Genomic DNA, 279 nt, shown 5'->3' with positions numbered 1-279 from the left:
AACCGGGCCACCGGCATCTGGGAAGGCGCCCGCGACGACGCGGACGCCAAGAAGAACACCCTCATCACCTACACCTACGACGGCGAGGGACGCCTGGTATCCGTCGCCTACCCCGACGGGAAGACTGTCTCCCGCGCCTACGACCAGCACGGGCAGCTGGTATCGGCTACGGATGCGGCCGGGGCGGTCACCGCCTACACGTACAACAGTGACGGCAGTCTGAAGGCCGCGGTGCAGAAGACTGCGGACGGGCAGACCGCCTCCGCCGCCTACACCTAC

General features: G+C 67.7%; 1 protein-coding gene. It reads left to right on the top strand.

Features of this window, described 5'->3' with window-relative positions:
• On the top strand, positions 1-279 hold a 279-nt coding region (locus IF89_RS40130), incomplete at both ends, for an RHS repeat domain-containing protein (protein WP_043195142.1).

Origin of the sequence: Streptomyces sp. NRRL F-2664 (assembly GCF_000719345.1) — a bacterium.
In the GTDB taxonomy this organism is placed as follows: Bacteria; Actinomycetota; Actinomycetes; order Streptomycetales; family Streptomycetaceae; genus Streptomyces.
The sequence above is the reverse complement of the archived record's forward strand: the minus strand, read 5'-3'. Positions and strand labels throughout refer to the sequence as shown.